Consider the following 12754-nt stretch of genomic DNA (forward strand, 5'->3'; position numbering starts at 1 on the left):
TTCGTCGAGGTCCATCGAGCCCATCACCGAGCGGATGTTGGTCATCGTCAGGTTGAGGATGCCGTTCTCCAGCCGGTCCACCTCGTACGCCGCCGCGGCCGCGTCGAGGATCTGGTAGAAGGTGACGCCGTTGGCGGTCACCGAGGCGTTGTCGCGGGTGATGACCTCCTGGTGCGGCACGTCCAGCACCTGCTCCATCATGTTCATCTTGCGGCCGATGCTGTCGACGAACGGGATGATCAGGCTGAGGCCCGGCTTCAGCGTGCGGATGTACCGCCCGAACCGCTCCACCGTGTAGTTGTAGCCCTGCGGCACCACCTTGGCGCCGGCGAACAGCACCAGCACGGCGAGGACACCCAACGCGATCAGCGTCAGGCTCAGGCCGTCAAGTTCCAGAAAGTTCATCCCCTAGTCCCCTTCATGCGCCCAGCCCGTACCAAAGATGTATGTGCGGGCAGCAGTTGGCGCAATGAGAGACACCGCGAATGCGGCATTGTCCGGTGGGGAACGCTCGCCCGCAAATCCCGTTGAACGAACAGCCAATCGTTCGCGAGTTGAACCATGCCCTCCGCCCGTCCGATCTGGAAAGGCCAGCTGCGCCTCTCACTCGTTTCGATCCCCGTCGAGATGTTCACGGCGACCAAATCTGGCGCGAAGCCGAGTTTCCGCCAGATCCACGAGCCGACCGGCAAGCCGATCCACTACGAGAAAGTGGTGGATGGGGTAGGCCCTGTTGAGCAGGACGATATCCGCAAGGGGTTCGAATACGAAAAGGGCGACTACGTGCTCCTCACCGACGACGAGATCGATGCGGTGAAGCTCGAGACCCGGAAGACCCTCGAGCTGGTGCAGTTCGTCGACGAAGACGAGATTCCGGCGCTCTACTACGACACGCCCTACTTCCTCGTGCCGGCCGATGAACTGGCCGAGGAGGCGTTCCGCGTAGTGCGCGACGCGCTGAGGAAATCGAAGAAGGTCGGGCTCGGGCAACTGGCGCTGCGCGGCAAGGAGTACCTCGTCGCGATCAAGCCCTGCGGCAAGGGATTGCTGCTTGAGACGCTGCACTACGAGGACGAACTGAAGAAAGCCGACAGCTTTTTTTCCGAGATTCCCGCCAAATCCACCGACAACGACCTGCTCGACGTAGCGACGGCGCTGATCGAGAAGAAGACCGACAAGTTCGACGTCAATGCCTTCAAGGACCACTACCAGGCGGCGCTGCGCGAACTGATCCAGCGCAAGCTGAAGTCGAAGGGCAAGAAGGTGACCGAGATCGAGGAGCCCTCGCGCAGCCCGCGTGGCGACAATGTGGTCGACCTGATGGCGGCGCTGAAGAAGAGCCTCGAGGGCGGCGGCAGCACTGCGGCGAGCCCGAAGGCGCCGGCAAAGAAGGCGTCCGCCAAGGCACCACCGAGGAAGAAGGCGAGCTGACATGGCCCTCTCACCAAGCGAACTGCTCAAGGACTATCGCGCCAAGCGCGATTTCGCCAAGACCGCCGAGCCTTCGGGCGCCGAGGCGAAAGCCGGTAAGGGCCAGCAACTGCACTTCGTCGTCCAGAAGCACGATGCGACGCGGCTGCACTACGATTTCCGGCTTGAACTCGATGGCGTGTTGAAGAGCTGGGCCGTCACCAAGGGCCCATCGACCAACCCCGCCGACAAGCGCCTTGCGGTCCGCGTCGAGGACCACCCGCTCCACTACGGCGACTTCGAGGGCACCATCCCCGAGGGCGAGTATGGCGGCGGCACAGTGATGCTGTGGGACGAAGGAACGTGGGAGCCGATTGGTGACCCGCATGAGGGCCTCGAGGAGGGTGACCTGAAGTTCCGGCTCAACGGCAAGCGCATGAAGGGCGAGTGGGTGCTCGTCCACATGAAGGGCCGCGACAGCAAGACCAGGAACGGCTCGCGCGAGAACTGGCTGCTGATCAAGCACCGGGACGACTATGCGAGCGAGACGGACGGGCTGACCGAGAAATTCGACACCAGCGTGGAGACGGGGCGCAATCTGGCCGGCATCGCCAAGGGCGACAAGCCGCGCAAGCGCGCCGCCAAGGCGGAGGCCGGCACGGAGTCGAACACCAAGGTCTGGACCGGCGGCAAGGCGGTGGCACTGCCGGATTTCCGCGAGCCGCAACTGGCGACGTTGGTCGAGGAGATACCGGCGGGTGAGGACTGGCTGTTCGAGATGAAATATGACGGCTACCGCTGCCTCGCCGCCATTGCAGGGCCGGAGGTGCGGCTGTTCACCCGCAACGGCAACGACTGGACCGAGCAGTTCCACCGGATGGTCGAGCCGCTTTCGAAGCTCACCAAGGGCTCGGTGCTGCTCGACGGCGAGATCTGTTCATTCAAGGATGGACGGACCGACTTCTCGACGCTGAAGGATGCGCTCTCGACTGGCGGGCCGCTGGTCTATTTCGTCTTCGACCTGCTCGAGCTGGACGGCGAGAGCCTCGAACACCTGCCGCTGCTCGAGCGCAAGGAGCGGTTGCGCAAGCTCCTCGGCAAGACCAGGGACGACGCGGTGGTGCAGTATTCCGAGCACGTGCGCGGCCACGGCGAGGAGGTGTTGAAGGCAATGTGCGCGGCGCACCAGGAGGGGGTGATCGCGAAGCGGGCCGACGCGCCGTACCGGCACGAGCGCACCAAAACCTGGCTCAAGATCAAGTGCTCCAACCGGCAGGAATTCGTCATCGGCGGCTGGCGGCCGTCGGACAAGAAAAAGACCTTCGCTTCGCTCCTGCTCGGCACCTGGGAGGACGACAAGCTGGTCTATCGCGGCCGGGTCGGCACCGGCTTCACCGAGACGAGCGCCGCAGAGCTGCAGGCCGAGATGGACAAGCGGGCGCGGAAGACCCCGGCCTTCGAGACCGTGCCGCGCGATATCGCGCGTCAGGCCAGATGGATCGAGCCCGAGCTGGTCGGCGAGGTCGACTTCACCGAGTTCACGCCGGATGGCGTGCTGCGCCACCCCTCCTTCGTCGGGCTGCGCAAGGACAAGGAGGCCCGCGAAGTGAAACTGGAAACCAAGGGGCCGGAACCCGCGGCGACAAAGCCGAAATCGCGGGCTAAGCTCAAGACAATGAAGCTGACCGACGAAATGGGGATTGCTGCCGCCGAGCGGCTGGGGGTGCGGCTCACCCACCCCGAGCGCGTGGTGTTCGAAGAACAGGATGTCACCAAGGCCGAGATCGCGGCCTACTACGAGGCGGTGGCGGACCGCATGCTGCGGCATGTCGCCAATCGGCCGCTCAGCCTGGTGCGTTGCCCGCAGGGGCCGACCAAGCACTGCTTCTTCCAGAAGCACGATTCCGGCGGGTTCCCGGACGATTTCAAGAAGGTCCCGATCGAGGAGAAGGACGGCAAGACCGACCAATACCTCTATGTCGAGGACCTCGCCGGGATCGTCGCGGGCGTGCAGATGAACACGCTCGAGTTCCACATCTGGGGCAGCCATGTGGACGATCTCGAAAAGCCCGATCGCATCATCTTCGACATCGACCCCGACGAGGGGCTGGATTTCAAGATCGTCCGGCAGGCGGCCCTCGAGATCCGCGACATCCTGGGGGAATGGGGGCTCGAAAGTTTCCCGATGGTCACCGGCGGCAAGGGCGTGCACGTGATCGCGCCGCTGAAGCCGGTAACCGAGTGGCCGATGGTGAAGCTGTTCTGCCGGACCTTTGCACAACGGCTGGAGGAGAATGCGCCCGGCCGCTTCACCTCCAATATCAGGAAGGTCGAGCGCAAGGGCCGGATGTTCGTCGATTACCTGCGCAACGAGCGCGGCGCCACCGCCATCGCACCATTTTCGACCCGCTCCCGCCCCGGCGCCCCCTGCGCGGTGCCCATCGGGTGGGACGAGGTGGAGACGATCACGGCGGCGAACCAGTTCTCGCTCAAGGCCGCAGCCGCCCGGGCGCACGGGCCCGACCCGTGGCCGGACTATTTCACACTGACCCAGTCGATCACCAGGGGGATGGTGGAATCGGTGGCGGGGCCACTGAAGGATCTCAAGCTCTAGCGGGTGGGGCGTCCAACCTCACTACCCCACCGGATGACATCGAGTTTCAGTGGTTCATGTCGCCGGCGGGCGGCTTGTTGGCTCACACCCAGCCCGCCAGTTCCTTCCGCACCACGCTCTCCAGCATGGTCATCCCCAGTTCGGTGTCGTTGAGGCACGGGATATACGCATAGCGCTCGCCGCCCGCGTGCTCGAACTGCTCGCGGCCGGTGATGGCGATTTCTTCGAGCGTCTCGATGCAATCGACCGAGAAGGCCGGCGCCACCACGGCGACGCGCTTGATCCCCTGCCCCGGCAGGGCCATCAGGGTCGCATCGGTATAGGGTTCGAGCCATTTCGTCGGGCCGAACCGGCTCTGGAAGGTCACCTTGAGCTTTTCCTCCGACCAGCCCAGGTGCTCGCGCACCAACCGTGTCGTCTTGAGGCAGTGGCAATGGTAGGGGTCGCCCTTCTCGAAATACTCGACCGGCATGCCGTGATACGAGGTGAGGATCACGTCGGGTGTGAAGTCCAGCGCCGCGACGCCATCGGCGATGCTCTGCGCCAGCGCCGCGATATAGGCGGGCTCGTCGAAATAGGCGGGAAGTGTGCGTACCGCCGGCTGCCAGCGCATCATCTTCAGCGCATCGAACGCCTTGTCGTTGGCGGTCGCGGTGGTGGTTGCCGAATATTGCGGGTAGAGCGGCGCGAGGAGGATCTTCTGGCACCCCGCGGCCTGCAGCGCGTCGATGCCGGATTTGGTCGAGGGGTTGCCGTAACGCATGGCGAACTCGACGACGATGTCCTTCCCCAGCCGCTCCTGGAGCTTCTTCGTCTGGCGGCGGGTGATGACGCGGAGCGGGCTCTCGTTGGCGTCCTTGTCCCAGATGCGCGCGTAGTTCGCGCCGCTCTTCTGCGGGCGGGTGGAGAGCACGATGCCCTGGAGAATCGGCTGCCAGAACCATTTCGGCTGCTCGATTACCCGCTGGTCGGAGAGGAATTCGCTGAGATACCGGCGGACCGACCAGTAATCGGTGCCATCGGGCGTGCCGAGGTTGAGCAGCAGGACGCCTATTCTCGGTTGCTTGATCGGCGGGTGACCCGCGGGAAGTCCGGATGCCATTGGCTGGCCTGTCATATTGGGGGCGGTCTGGCCGCGCACCATAGTCAGCGACGCCTCTAACACAAGTGCAAGCGTGTCGCGGCGGGCTCAGAAACTCGGGAGAAACAGCAGTGTCAGGCCAAAGGCCAGCACGGCCAATGCCCCGAGCAGTTCCGCCCACCACAGGAGCGTGGCGCCCAGCTGTCCGTCGTTCCCAAGGTACCGACGAGCGAGGTCCTTTGCCGATACCGCGATGATCGCCAGCACCGAGACGCTGATTGCCGTACCCAGCCCCATCAGGAATACGGCGGCGACGCCCGCCAGGAAGACACCTTGACTCAGCGCGAAAACCAGCACCACCAGCGCGCCGTTGCAGGGTCTCAGCCCCGCGCTCAACACCACGCCCAACTGCTCCCGCCAGTCGCCGCCCGTCTTGTCTGCCGTCACCACGTGATGATGGTGATGATGGGCATGTCCCTGGCCGTCGTCGCCATGATCATGCCCGTAATGCGCATGCCCGGGCGACCGCCCATATGCGTCGTAACCACCAGTTGCGTTTGCCAGAGCCGCCGCCGGCTGAAACCGGAATGGCTGGTTCTGCGCGTGCAACGCGTGCTGCTCCTCGCCCTCGTGCAGCTTCGCGTGCGCCCTCGTCGCGAGGTCCGGCGCCTCGTGCTTGTGGCCCCAGCCGAACAGCTTGCGTCCTACCAGCCACAGCCCCAGCAGGACCATCAGGCCGTAGGCCGCCTTCTCGATCCAGTCCACCGCCGCGTACATCACGTTGGCCGATAGGCCGAGGATCGCCGCAGCAACCCCGACAAATACCACTGCCACCAGCGACTGCGTCATGCCGGAGGCAAAGCTCAAGGCAATGCCGCGCCGCATCTGCCGCTCATTGGCGAGCATGTAGCTACCAATCACCACCTTGCCGTGGCCTGGCCCAGCGGCGTGGAAGATGCCGTACAGAAAGCTGAGGCCGCCAAGGATCCAGAAGGCATTCCAGTCGCTCCTGAGCTTGCCCAGCAAGCCGGTCATGGTCAGGTAGACGTCCTCCTGCACCTTCACCACCCAGCCAAGAAAGCCGGTGAGTGGCAACTTGAACCCAGGCTCCGGCGGCGGGCCACCGAAGGGCATGGCCGGTTTTGCCTCGGCGACCTGCGTCACCGCTTCCAGCGCGGTGCTCGCTTCGGCCGGCACGGTGGCGCCCGAGCAGTCGACGACGATCGCACCCTGCGACCCCCGCACCGCGGCTTCGAGGTCTGGCGGTAGCCTGGTCACGTCTGCGGGCAACTCATAGAGACGCGCCTGAAGGTCCGGCGATAGCTCGCGCGGCGGCTCGAGGTGCACCGCGCAGCCGGCCGGCGCATTCTCCAGGGTGATGTCGGAGGGCGCGCGGAAGGCGATGGCGATGTAGTACTCGGGATCGGCGACCGAGAGTTCGAACTTGCCCTTGATCCGGTACGGCTGCTGCGGCTCGATGCCGAAGCTCAGGGTCGAGCGGTCGTTCTCGAACACGAACTTGCCGTCGTCCATCGAGGCGAGAGCGAGCGAGGAATTGGCCTCGCCGGCCGAGGTATAGAAGTTGTACTCGGCGAGGCCCTTGAGGTTCTCGTCGGCGAGGTCCTGCATCTCCTCGGATGAGGTAATGCCGTCCCCGTTGGTATCGAGGCCCTGGATCTGCCAGACCGAAAAGGCCTCGTCGAAGGTCCACGAGTTCCTGATTGCGGTGAGTTCGCCCTGGTCGTTGAAGACGATCGTCGCCTTGGCATCGATGAAGATGTGCGGGTGAGCCTGGGCGGCGCCGGCAAGGCCGAAAGTCAGGGCCGAAGCCAGTGCCAGCCTGCGCAACAAACCCGTCATCGGCGCCCTGCCCCGTTGCCCTGCTACTTGACCGGATTGTCCGCGAACCAGGCGACCAGATGGTCGATCAGCGCGCGGACCTTGCCGGCAAGGTGCCGCCGGTGCGGGTAAACGGCCTGAAGGCTCGGGCCCTCCGGCATCCGGTCCTCGAGCACGCGCACCAGCCGCCCTTCGGCGATCATTGGCTCAGCGAGGTAGGTCGGCAATACGGCGAAGCCAAGGCCGGCCAGCGCCGCCTGCATCGCCGCCACAGGCGAGTTGACCCGCGCCGGGCCCGAGACATGCACCGAGACGGCTTGGCCGCTTTCGATGAAGCGCCACGAGCTGTGCGACGGCATGTTGGTGTCGAGGATGCAGGGCATGCCTCGCAGCGCCTCGCCCGAGGCCGGCACGCCGACGCGCTGCACGAGGCTGGGTGAGGCGCAGATCACATGCCGCATATCCGAGATCTTGCGCGCGATCAGCGACGAATCGGCCAGCGTCGAGATGCGCAACGCCACGTCGATGCCCTCCTCGACGAGGTCGACATAGCGATCCTCGAGCCTCAGATCGACCGACATCAGCGGGTTCTTGGCAATGAAGGCGAAGATCGCCGGCGCCAGTGTGGTCTCTCCCAGATTGCGCGGCGCCGATATCCGCACCAGCCCGCGCGGCTCTGCCGTCTGGTCCGAGATCGTCGCGTCGAGCTCGTCGAGCTGCTGCAGCAGCTGGCTTGCCTCGCGATAATAGGCCTCGCCGGCCTCGGTGAGGCTGAGCTTGCGGGTGGTCCGATTCATCAGCCGCACCCCGAGATAGTCCTCGAGGTCGGTGACGTATTTCGACAGCAGCGCCTTGGAGCGCCCGTGCTGGCGCGCCGCCGCCGAAAAGCCGCCGGCGTCGAAGACTTGCACGAAGGCCCGGATACGGGCGAGGTCCTGGCTCATGCGTTGTCGACCGGAAACGTGTAGCGTTGGCGCGTTCCACCGAACCCGCCTCTCCCCACGCATAAGTCATCTGCAAAGGGTGAACAATGCCGCCTCTTGGTCCTTTCCCGATTAACGATAGGATGGATCGCATGTCGCTCGATCCCGTCCTCAAGTCTATCTATCCACCCATGACGAAACCCGAAGCCCGCTCAACGCTTTACCGGCTGATCGAAGCCGGCCAGCTGGCCCACAAGGCGCTGCTGGTGCCGCTGCTCGACCGCGGGCTGGAGGCCGGTGACGATGCGGTGATCTTCGTGCTGCACGCCGAACTGGGGGCGAGCGAACAGGTACTTGCCGACCAGCTGGGCCTCGACCTCGACGCACTGCAGCCCCGGCTCAACCGGCTGATCGAGCGCGACGTCGTGGCGCGGCAGGCGATCGGCCCGGAACTGGCGCCGGGCCTCGCGCTCACCGAACGCGGCGCGCGCATCCGCGAAGTGCTGGCGGCGAACTGGGAGCAGCTCGAAGAGGCGCTGTTCGCCGACCTCGACCAGAAGAAGCGCAAGGGACTGGCAAGGGCGCTGAAGCGGTTCGTGGAGTTGCTGCGGTTGCCTTGAGGGCTTGCCGCGAAGCCGGTGCGAGCCGACCCCCACCCCCGTCCCCTCCCCGCAAGGGGGAGGGAGACGCTCTCACCAGCGCCAGTGTTTTGGTCTCCCTCCCCCTTGCGGGGAGGGGACAGGGGTGGGGGTCCACAGCCACCGGACCCCGCGGTCCCTACCCCACCACCCGCCCCACCCGCCGGTCGATCATCATCACCGCCGTGATCACCACAAACGAGAACACCACCATGCCGGCAGCGAGGATGTGCGCATTTCCCCATTCCAGCCGCTCGACGTAATCGTAGATGGCGATCGACAGCACCTTGGTCTCGCCCGGGATGTTGCCGCCGATCATCAGCACCACGCCGAACTCGCCCACCGTATGGGCGAAAGTCAGCACCGCGCCGGTGAGATAGCCCGCCCGCGCCATCGGCAGGGCGATGCGAAAGAAGCTCTGCCACGGCCCGGCGCCGAGCGTCGCCGCCACCTCCAGCGGCTCCTCGCCCATGGCCTCGAAGGCGTTGCGCAACGGCTGGACCATGAACGGCAGCGAATAGATCACCGAGGCGATGACCAGCCCCTCGAAAGAGAAGGCGAGCGTGCGCGCGCCCCACAGCGGAGCGACAAGGCCGCCGGGCCCGTTCGGGCCAAAAGCCAGGAGCAGGTAGAAGCCGAGCACCGTCGGCGGCAGCACCAGCGGCAGCGACACTACGGCCGCCACCGCTTCCTTCCATGCCGCGCGCGAGCGGCAGAGCCACCAGCCGATCGGCGTCGCGATGACGAGGAGCAACGACGTAACGATGAGCGCCAGCATCAGCGTCAGCCCGACGGGCTGCGCGATCTCACCAGCGCTCAGCATCGATCATTGCCCTCAGGTGCCCGAACCGGCCTCGTAGCCGTATTTCTCCATGATGGCGCGGGCCTCGTCGCTCTTCAAGAACAGGAGGAATGCCGCAGCGGCAGGGTTGGCCTCCCCCGTCTTCAGCAGCACCGCATCCTGGAGGATCGGCGAATAGTCCTCGGCCGGCACCCGCCAGACCTGCAGCGCCGGCTTGTCGATCACCTGGCTCAGCGCCACGAAGCCGAGTTCAGCATTGCCGCTGTCGATGAACTGCAGCGCCTGCGAGATGTTCTCGCCAGTCACCAGCTTGGGCGTCAGCGCCCCGGTGAGGCCGAGCTTTTCGATCGTCTCCATCGCCGCAGCGCCGTAGGGCGCGGTCTTGGGGTCGGCGATGGCGAGGTGCTGGAACTGATTGGCCGAGAGCACGACGGCCCCGTCCGTGAGATCGAGCGCCGGGGAATAGAGCACCACTTTCCCCACCGCGTAGGTGAACACCGAGCCATCGACGCCAAGGCCATCGGTAACAGCCTGCGCCGGCCGCTTGTTGTCTGCAGAGAGGAACACCTCGAACGGCGCGCCCTGGGTAATCTGGGTGTAGAGCGCGCCCGTGGCGCCAAAGCTGAAGGTGACCGTGTCGCCCGTCTTCGCCGTGAACGCCGCGGCGATCTCCTCCGCCGGCTTGGTGAAGTTGGCGGCGACCGCCGCGCTGACCTCGGCAGCGAAAGCCGGAGCCATAGCGAACACGGGGAGGCCGACGCAGAGCAGCAGAGCGATCCTACGCATGATCTTTCCTCGATATGTCCGATTGGCAATATCGATTTGTGCCAAGGCACGCGCCGTGCGGCAAGCGTTATTTTCGTTTGGCTATTTCGGCCTGAAGAGCGCCCAGCGCCTCGACGTCCCGGGCGATGGCCCTGCGCGTCGCTTCCTGCATGCCGCGATAGCGCTCCAGCAGTTCGCGGCCGGCAGCGGTAAGCGAGGCGCCCTGCTCCTTGCCGCCGCGTGACGCCTCGACCAGCGGCGCCCCAAAGCCCTCATTGAGCGCCTGCACCAGCCCCCAGGCGCGCTTGTATGACATGTCCATGCGCTTGGCCGCTTCGGAGATCGAGCCGGTCTCGGCGATGAATTGCATCAGGTCGGCGCGGCCGGGGCCGATATAGAAGCTGTCGGAAAGGGCGATACGGAGGTGGGAGAGGCCGATTGTTGCGCTGTTCTTTTTCACGACACTCTCCGGGGTCGCCTTCTCCCCTTGTGGGAGAAGGTGGCGCGTAGCGCCGGATGAGGGGTCCGCGACGCTAGCGTCGCGCGATCCGAGTGTAAACGAGGAGCGGCCCGGGTTTGCTGAGACAACCCCTCATCCGCCCTTTGGGCACCTTCTCCCACAAGGGGAGAAGGCTACTTCTGAGAGGTCACGCCTTTTTAGCGCGCTACCTTCAAGCCCGCCGCTTCCCGTGCCAGACCCTCGATCCGCTTCCAGTCCCTGCTGGCAATCGCATCGGCCGGCATCACCCACGAGCCGCCGACGCAGATGACGTTGGGCAGGGCCAGGTATTCACGGGCCTTGGCCATGTCGATGCCGCCGGTCGGGCAGAAGGTGATGTCCGGCAGCGGCGATGCATAGGCCTTCAGCACCTTCACCCCGCCCAGCGCTTCGGCCGGGAAGAACTTGAGGAAGGAGTACCCGTGCTCCGATGCGGTCATCGCCTCGGTCGGCGTGCCGATGCCGGGGAGCAGCGGGATGGCGTGCTCCTCTGCCGCTTCGAGCAGCCGCGGCGACGCGCCCGGCGACACCATGAACTGGCAGCCGGCATCGACCGAATGGCCCATCTGCAGCGGCGATCGCACCGTGCCGGACCCGACGACGGCGCCGGGCACCTTCGCCATTTCCTCGATGACCTGCAGCGCATGCGCGGTCCTCAGCGTCACCTCGAGGACCGGCAGTCCGCCGGCGACCAGCGCCTCGGCCAGCGGCCGGGCGGCGGAGATATCGTCGAGGATGATCACCGGAATCACCGGGGCAAGCGAAAGCGTCTGGCGAAGGGCGGCGGCGTCTTGCGGCATGGCGATCCTCGAATGCTCCGGTCGGCGAGAGCGTTAGGCACTCGACGCATGCCGATCAAGCCAAATCACTACATTGAATTCGATGTCGATCGACCTTAAGTGTCCCCCGGTCTGGAGGGACGTCGCGGTGCAGCTCATCAATGCTCTCACCCCGCTGGAGGAAGCTCGCGCCATCCTCGCGGAGAGTTTTGACCTCAAGTTCACCAAGGCGGTCGAATGCGTCACCGCACGCGTCTACGACAAGGTGAAGGACCGTATCCCCGAGATCGAATGGCCCTTCTATGCGCCGCTGATCCTTCAGATCAACCGGATGAAGAAGGAAAAGGATGCGGTGATCCTGGCGCATAACTACCAGGCGCCGCAGATCTATCACGGCGTCGCCGATATCGTCGGCGACAGCCTGCAGCTTGCCATCGAGGCGACGAAGGTCAAGCAGTCGGTGATCGTGCAGTGCGGCGTGCATTTCATGGCCGAGACCTCGAAGATCCTCAATCCCAAAAAGACCGTGCTGATCCCCGACAGCCGCGCCGGCTGTTCGCTCGCGTCCTCGATCACGCCGGAAGACGTCATCGCCATGCGCGCGCTGCACCCCGGCGTGCCGGTCGTCACCTATGTGAACACGTCGGCCGCGGTCAAGGCCGTCACCGATGTCTGCTGCACCTCCTCGAACGCGCTCGACATCGTCAACGGGGTGCCGGGGGATACGGTGATCATGATCCCGGACCAGTTCCTCGCGCGGAACACCGCCAAGAAGACAAGCAAGAAGATCATCACCTGGGCCGGTTCGTGCGAGGTGCACGAGACCTTCACCGCGGGTGACATCGCCGAGTTGCGCCACGCCTACCCGACGGCCAAGATCATCGCCCACCCCGAGTGCCCGCCGGAGGTGATCGACGCGGTGGATTTCGCCGGCTCGACCGCGGCGATGATCAACTACGTCAAGACCAACAGGCCACCGCGCGTGGTGATGGTCACCGAGTGCTCGATGTCCGACAATGTCGCCTCGGAAACGACGGGCGTCGATTTTCTGCGCGGCTGCAACATCTGTCCGCACATGAAGCGCATCAACCTCGAGAACATCCTGTGGTCGCTCCACACCATGACCGAGGAGGTGACGGTGGCCGCGGAGCATCTCGAGCCCGCCCGGGCCGCCGTGCAGCGGATGATCGATTTCTCGAAGAAGGGCGACTAGGTCCGATCGAAGATGTGTGTGCGATGGTAGGCGACGTGCTCCCGGTCGGGCCACTGCGAGGGCTCGGGCGGCAAGTCGAGTTTTCCGAGAGGAAGCAGTCGGTCCCGAAACTCCGGATCGATGAGACGCTGGGAAACCTGGAAACCGAAGCTGGGCCCTAGCGTCAAGTGCCCGCGCTCCCACGCGAACCC

Annotated in this window: 13 protein-coding genes; 4 read left to right on the forward strand and 9 right to left on the reverse strand. The window is 65.1% G+C overall.

Annotated features, from left to right (window positions below; translation table 11 throughout):
• The coding region (locus tag JWQ89_RS00325; RefSeq protein WP_299637413.1) for an SPFH domain-containing protein at nucleotides 1-405 on the reverse strand (405 nt) is incomplete at its 3' end.
• 156 nt (nucleotides 406-561) lie between these two features.
• Here JWQ89_RS00325 and JWQ89_RS00330 point away from each other — a divergent pair.
• Both JWQ89_RS00330 and ligD read left to right on the forward strand, forming a co-directional pair.
• A complete protein-coding gene (locus JWQ89_RS00330) occupies nucleotides 562-1431 on the forward strand; it encodes a Ku protein (protein ID WP_299637414.1) in 870 nt (289 codons plus the stop codon).
• 1 nt (nucleotide 1432) lies between these two features.
• Nucleotides 1433-4024 carry a DNA ligase D gene (ligD, locus tag JWQ89_RS00335; RefSeq protein WP_299637416.1) on the forward strand — a complete coding sequence of 864 codons (2592 nt, stop codon included), beginning with the start codon at nucleotides 1433-1435 and terminating at the stop codon, nucleotides 4022-4024.
• Between the two features lie 82 nt (nucleotides 4025-4106).
• Here ligD and hemH read toward each other — a convergent pair whose 3' ends face one another.
• The 3 genes from hemH to JWQ89_RS00350 all read right to left on the reverse strand — a co-directional run bounded on the left by hemH (nucleotide 4107) and on the right by JWQ89_RS00350 (nucleotide 7888).
• Nucleotides 4107-5126: a ferrochelatase gene (gene hemH / locus JWQ89_RS00340; protein WP_299637418.1), complete on the reverse strand. Its 1020-nt coding sequence runs from the start codon at nucleotides 5124-5126 to the stop codon at nucleotides 4107-4109.
• An 87-nt stretch (nucleotides 5127-5213) separates the two neighbouring features.
• Complete coding sequence (locus JWQ89_RS00345) at nucleotides 5214-6965, reverse strand: DUF1007 family protein (RefSeq protein ID WP_299637420.1); 1752 nt, start codon at nucleotides 6963-6965, stop codon at nucleotides 5214-5216.
• A 23-nt stretch (nucleotides 6966-6988) separates the two neighbouring features.
• Nucleotides 6989-7888, reverse strand: a complete 900-nt coding sequence (locus tag JWQ89_RS00350; protein WP_299637421.1) for a LysR family transcriptional regulator — start codon at nucleotides 7886-7888, stop codon at nucleotides 6989-6991.
• Nucleotides 7889-8019: 131 nt separating this feature from the next.
• On the opposite strand from JWQ89_RS00350, the gene JWQ89_RS00355 reads away from it, so the two are divergent.
• Entirely contained in the window at nucleotides 8020-8487 is a 468-nt protein-coding gene (locus JWQ89_RS00355) for a MarR family winged helix-turn-helix transcriptional regulator (protein ID WP_299637424.1), read from the forward strand.
• Between the two features lie 157 nt (nucleotides 8488-8644).
• Here JWQ89_RS00355 and modB read toward each other — a convergent pair whose 3' ends face one another.
• The 4 genes from modB to eda form a co-directional block, all read right to left on the reverse strand.
• On the reverse strand, nucleotides 8645-9328 hold the full coding sequence (modB, locus tag JWQ89_RS00360; RefSeq protein WP_299637426.1) for a molybdate ABC transporter permease subunit: 684 nt from the start codon (nucleotides 9326-9328) through the stop codon (nucleotides 8645-8647).
• A gap of 12 nt (nucleotides 9329-9340) precedes the next feature.
• The gene (modA, locus tag JWQ89_RS00365) at nucleotides 9341-10093 is read right to left on the reverse strand and encodes a molybdate ABC transporter substrate-binding protein (protein ID WP_299637428.1); all 753 of its coding nucleotides are present in this window, start codon (nucleotides 10091-10093) and stop codon (nucleotides 9341-9343) included.
• A 67-nt stretch (nucleotides 10094-10160) separates the two neighbouring features.
• On the reverse strand, nucleotides 10161-10532 hold the full coding sequence (locus JWQ89_RS00370; RefSeq protein ID WP_299637430.1) for a LysR family transcriptional regulator: 372 nt from the start codon (nucleotides 10530-10532) through the stop codon (nucleotides 10161-10163).
• Nucleotides 10533-10729: 197 nt separating this feature from the next.
• On the reverse strand, nucleotides 10730-11371 hold the full coding sequence (eda, locus tag JWQ89_RS00375; RefSeq protein WP_299637432.1) for a bifunctional 4-hydroxy-2-oxoglutarate aldolase/2-dehydro-3-deoxy-phosphogluconate aldolase: 642 nt from the start codon (nucleotides 11369-11371) through the stop codon (nucleotides 10730-10732).
• 136 nt (nucleotides 11372-11507) lie between these two features.
• On the opposite strand from eda, the gene nadA reads away from it, so the two are divergent.
• Nucleotides 11508-12563: a quinolinate synthase NadA gene (nadA, locus tag JWQ89_RS00380; protein ID WP_299637435.1), complete on the forward strand. Its 1056-nt coding sequence runs from the start codon at nucleotides 11508-11510 to the stop codon at nucleotides 12561-12563.
• Here nadA and JWQ89_RS00385 read toward each other — a convergent pair.
• The coding region (locus tag JWQ89_RS00385) for a hypothetical protein (protein ID WP_299637434.1) at nucleotides 12560-12754 on the reverse strand (195 nt) is incomplete at its 5' end. The two genes, nadA and JWQ89_RS00385, sit on opposite strands and share 4 nt — an antisense overlap.

Source organism: Devosia sp. (genome assembly GCF_028290645.1).
Taxonomy (GTDB): Bacteria; Pseudomonadota; Alphaproteobacteria; order Rhizobiales; family Devosiaceae; genus Devosia_A.